Origin of the sequence: Treponema vincentii F0403, from assembly GCF_000412995.1 — a bacterium.
GTDB classification, from domain to species: domain Bacteria; phylum Spirochaetota; class Spirochaetia; order Treponematales; family Treponemataceae; genus Treponema; species Treponema vincentii.
Genome location: NZ_KE332512.1, coordinates 930,333 through 936,136 on the forward strand (window position 1 = coordinate 930,333; position 5,804 = coordinate 936,136).

Consider the following 5,804-nt stretch of genomic DNA (forward strand, 5'->3'; position numbering starts at 1 on the left):
ACGGTGATTGATTCGATGCCGTCGTCATCGCTTGCCGTCCCCTTTAACACAAAGGAACCGCGTATCGGCGTCTCCCCCGCATCAGGGTACGTAATTTCCCCTTCCGGCGGGACAATATCTATTTGGCCGCCTAAACCGATATTCGGCCTACAGGTAAAGCCTGTAATAGCCGCTAATACAATCAGTACAAAAGATACTGCACGTTTCATCTTTTTCATAAGCCTTTTTTCTCCACTCCATGTAGCAAGCGTTTTTAATACACAGACGTGCTGTTAAAAACGCATTTCTATATTGCTCCTGCGGCGACGCATCTATGCCACAACAGTGTTTTTTACCGTCGTGCGTTCCCGTCAAATCAGTAATGGCATGATCGGCATAACTTTCTGTTATCCCGCTTCCCGTATCGGCAGCAATAGCGCAAAACTTTAATGTTGCTAGTTGATAAACTTTTTGTACGATTACGTTTTACAATTACGCTTATAGATGACTTTTAGAGGACGGCGCAATACCGCATAGATTACTAAATATCACCTGATGTATACCGATAATACTCCGCTTTGTCAAGCGGGCATTTGCAGCAGATATGGTTGATTCGGCTTCTCAATGTACAACAATGGAATCTGTATCCCTCAGAAACAAAATTTGCGCCGGAACAAAATAGCCGACAATTTTTTTGGGATATTTTTATGGATAAAAGAACAGTACCGCCAAAAAAGATAGTACAAAAAAGGCACCGCCGTTAAAAAAACAAACTTTTTAACGGCGGTGGTTCCACGCAGTAGCGATGGTGTGACAGAGCCACACCATTGCAGTCAAAACTATACACGGATGTATAGTTTTGACGAACGCGAGCGTCGGGGTATGTTGATTTTACTTTACAAAAGCAATTACTTTCCTACATAGAAAGCAGCGCGGTAATCCGAATTGGTTTTAAACCCTACCGCAACAGGCATCGTACCCGTAGCATTGTAATGCTTTGCCTGTGTTTCAATGCAAATACGGCTGTTTGTAGCGCGCTCGTTAAGAGGAGCGGTCATTGTTTCCCAACCTTCCACATTCGTTCCCGTATTATTAAAGTCCATAGATGTTTTATAGGCAATGCGGATAGCATCGTACGAGTTGGGACGGGCCATATACGTAATATAGGGAGTTACACCGTCCATAGCCATATCTATAGACATACCGGAATCATCCAGTATTTCGGAAGCACCAAACGCATACTTTGTTGAACCGGTATCAGACGTATTCGTGGATTTTACGTACACAAGTTGCCCCCTTGTGTTTTGGAACGCGATATGCAGCACCCCATCACTGCCGATACATGCATTGATGTAGTCGCTTGCATTCTTACCATTCTTGTCCGAAGAAGCGAGAACGCTTTGTATCTTCCAATGATTGGGTGAACTAGGCTGTTTTGACGTACTTCTTGCAAGGCGCAAGCTTCCTGTAGCAGCATCCATGTACACTACAACAGGATATCCGTCCTTAGTTACCGTAACGGCGATGGATTCCCACACCGCATTTGAAACGGAAAGTCCGTCTTCAAAGATGTTAAGTATATACGGAGTCTTGTAAGTTGAATCGTCAGGACTTACAAATGTAAATGTCTTTTGATCATTCGGAGCCGTATCTGGAGCATCCGGTACTTTACACTCTCTATCTGTTACGTCGGTATTGCCGTCTATAACGCACCATGGGAGTGCATGGTCTCTTGTATCCGGTTTTTTACTGTCATCTACCCAGGCGAATTTTGCAGCTGCGGTTAATCTGTCATAATAGACAACGTAGATGTTATCGCCGGAACGTACGACCCGTATATTTTTAAACTGCTGCAATTCATTATCGTAGGTAAACAGCTCAAACCGATATCCCTTATAATCACGATATATCTTGGGTGCATCTTTATCATAGAGGTATATACCGCCCGCATTCCCGGAGTCTGTATCATTCCATGGGTAGTTTTTCTTTGTTCCGTCTGTGTTGGTTATACTTGTACCATTGCCCCAATCTCTAGCACTTCCGTTATGATAATTTGCAGCATAGAGTACATTTACTTCAGGATTTGGATCGCTTCCGGTAACGGTTATATCGGTTTCTTCCGGCGGATCGTATACGTGAAGCACCTGTTTTGTACCGCCCCCTGCTGCTATCACAGCATCATTTCCCGTAAATGCATCTGAATAATACACATCCGATTTTGAATAATTACTGAACGAAGCATACAGCTTACCGTTACTATCTTTAGTCATTGCAGGGTAGATGGCATTTTTACTGCCTTTAAACGTATCCTGTGCATTTACACGCCAAATATGCACAAATCTATCGTCGGAATGTTTCGCGGTTCCGTATGTATCGGATTTTTCCATATTACTTTCGGTATACGCATTTGTATTATTCACCGCAGCAACACCGTTTACTACAAGATGCAGATACCCGTCTCTTGCCGTATCCGGCACTTTAAAGGTAAAACTCTTCTTATCACTACTTAATGTCAGACTCTCCATTTCAACTGGAAAAGAACCGCTTCCGTCTTTATTTGCGGTAATCTTTAAAGAGGGGGTGCTTCCGTCCAAGTTAAAGCCTGTAAGCGTGTTGCCTGCTTCCCCGCGGAGTAAGGGTATGGCACCGCTTCGCGCTCTGTTTGTATTGTACGTACTGTTTCTGCTGACACTCGTAATATACGGCACCACGTTAACACTTATCGAAGGATTATTTGTTGTATCTTTATACAGCGTAGCAGTCACAAAACCGGTATCTACCGCATTTATAAGCTCAATCTTATTACCGGTAACTGATTTTACGCGGGTTAAGTGCTGTGCTTCACCCTTGGTAAAGAGAATAAACTGACCGGGCTTTGCACCGGCAAAATCCGCATGTTCCGCCGTATCATTAGTGTCGCGGGTTAGAGAAGAAGATGAGGAAGACGGATCGGCAGCCGAGGTTCCTGAAGAATTGGTTCCGTCATGAGCCGAAACACTGATTGTCTTTCCAAGACCTACAGACGTTTTTTCACTGTCCCATTCCAGCTTCCATTTTACATAGTAGCCGAGATAGTCGTATTTAGACTCTTCAACTTTAAACTTGATATTCTTTGAAGTATCTTCGCCTATAGACCATGTATTATTGGTGTTCGTAACGGTTATGTTTGAAGCGTTAGGAAGTGTTGCCGTAAGTGTCTTGAGCTGAACATTGTCATAGGCAAAGCCGCGTAGGGTAACTTTACCCGAAACGGAAGAGTAATCGTTGCCTAAGCTGTCAATCTTTGCAATTTCCACATGTCCGTTAGCACGGTTGTTTTGATACAGTGAGTTATCACCTTCGCCGTTCCAGTGGAACGGAAGAATGACCACCGTCGGCGGCTTAGTGTCAAGCGCATCAAAGAGCGTATTGATTTTAATTTGAGCAAAAGAACTCTTTTCAAGCGGGGCAGCACCGGCCGGTGTACAGTCGTGTGCACTATCCCACAGTTCCAAAACCAATTCTTTGGTTGTTTCGCCTGTAGTATTATCAATCGTATTCAAATTGGCTTCGCTCAACGTTATGACGCTGTCGTTGCTGATATTTTGCATATTGTGCCCGGACAAAACACTACCGTTGTATTCCAAATTATATTTTACCTGTCCTTCTCCGCCGGTAAAATTCACTTTTATTTTGGAATTATCTTTATCTTTAAAGGCGAACGCACTGCTGGTATAATTCGCGGTAAAGTCGAGATTAGCATCTACGCCTATATTCTTGAGGGCTTTGTTCACATTATCATTTGCGAACTCGGCATCACTTCCCCCTATCTTGGTAGCGAGCGTAATTTTAGAAACCTTTATCGGCTTGTTTTTTACCCGCACATCGACAGCAGGAGCGGTATATTCATTGCCGCTCTTGTCGGTTATCTTGCAATGCAGTGTTCCCTTTCCGTCTTTAAGCGAACTGAGATTTATCTGTCCTTTCCACGTAACTTGCCCACCAAGCTGCCGCGTTATTTTATTTGTATTATCGGTTTCGGTTATAATCGTGTGGGCTGTTTCCGTACTATCCACTTTAACCCATGCCTCAACTTTTGCAACACCGGAACCGTCGTCGTTTGCAACACCTTTTACGATCCACGGACTGGTTCCGTCGTTGTGTATCAATACTTCCGGTTTATAGAGGATATAGTTGTATTCTTTAGCTGTTGTCGAAGGAGTAAAACTCACCGTACTTCCCGATACGCTTGTTACCGTCAGTTCGGTATTGTCGGCTAATATTTTGCACCCCGCACCCGAAGATGTGTTTGCCCCCAAGTCCCGTAATTTGTCGGCAAGCGCAGCATTTGTAACCGAAGAATCGCCGAAGTACCCGCTGTTGATATATAAGCCCGAGCCGAAGAAACCTGTCGGGGCAATCGTATCAAACCGGAAGGTAAACGTACTATCAGATTTTAGACCGGTAGTTGTATTTTCTGTAATTTCAACCTTAATTGAAAAATCATTACCCGACATACCGCTTATATCAAGCGGTATGCTTAACGTATAGCCCGAAACACCGCTTGCAGTATAAGGGGTAAGCCACCCTGCGGGCGCCGTAACTTGCGTATACGATATACCGCCGCTCATTTTGCTTGAGGTAATTTTAACCTCTTTTATTCCGGACGGATCGGTCAATTTTGCCGTAAGCTTTTTACCGCTTCCAATCCACATATTCGTTTCGTAATTTTGTGGTGAAGAAGCTCCGGATGCATTATCAATTTTTACGTCGGTAATTACAGGTGCGTCTTTATCGACAATTATTTTTATCGGCGTTGTCCACTCGCCCAACCGATTGTTGTTCTTATTTTTTGCACGGAATCTAAAATACACATCTTGGCGCTGCGATGCTCCGTTAAACGCGCCGTTTCCGTTTATTTCAAGCCGCCAGTCAGACCCTTTTTCGCCGGGCCCGGAACCTGTTCCCGGGACACGCTGCCCGTCTCCGCCTTGATACCAATCCGCATCATATTGATTCGGTGGTGTAGTAACAGTAGTACCGAATGTACCGTCTGAGGTATTTGCGAAACTGCCGTCATGTGAAAACTGTACATATACCTCACCGACAGCGCTTGGTCCGCCGGTAACAGCACTTGCCGTACCGAAAATTTGTATAGTACCGCCGACAACAGCATCTGCTTGCGGAGAAAGAACTCTTACTACCGGCTTCGTTCCGTCAGAATTAAAAAGAATTTCTTTTGTATGAACAGTTGCATTACCAAGCATATCTTCAGTGCGGATATACAGCGGTACTTTATAGTAAGAACTCGTGCCGACTTGGGTTCCGTAAGTTGCAGGATGAGCACTCATCGTGTCCAAATCGACATCCACGTTCCACGACCCCTTTGTAGAAGTGGTCATATTCAGCCAACCTGAATCGGTGAGCGACGGTGTAGAAGGCTTTTTACCCAGTATATATTTTGTCCCTACTTCTTTAACCCCTGAGCCTGATCCATCATTAATAGTGCCCGAAATGGTGATTTTTCCGGCTTGAGGGTCGGTAGGAAGCGGAAAGCCTATATCGGCGGACGGAGCTTTTGTATCGATTGCAAAAGCGGTTTTATCCGTGTCGCTCGAACCTGATCCGTTTTTAACAAAAAAGTGAATTTCATGGTCGCCATCGGCAAGACCGCTTATATCGATTGTTGTCTTATATTTAGGATCGCTCGGATTAGAAGAATCGGCTTTTGTAAGTGCCTTTGTAGCATCAGGACTTGCGGCATTCACTTCCGCATCTATATTGTAATACACTTCCCCCGTTGAATCTATGCCGGTAACATCGGCAAATATTTCAAAGTTTGCATT

At 44.3% G+C, this 5,804-nt stretch carries 2 protein-coding genes; both read right to left on the reverse strand.

Going from position 1 to position 5,804, the window contains the following annotated elements; translation table 11 throughout:
• Positions 1–218, reverse strand: a 218-nt coding sequence (locus tag HMPREF1222_RS12920) for an Ig-like domain-containing protein (RefSeq protein ID WP_016518340.1), incomplete at its 3' end; no start/stop codon positions are given.
• Between the two features lie 669 nt (positions 219–887).
• The coding region (locus HMPREF1222_RS04130; RefSeq protein ID WP_016518341.1) for a hypothetical protein at positions 888–5,804 on the reverse strand (4,917 nt) is incomplete at its 5' end.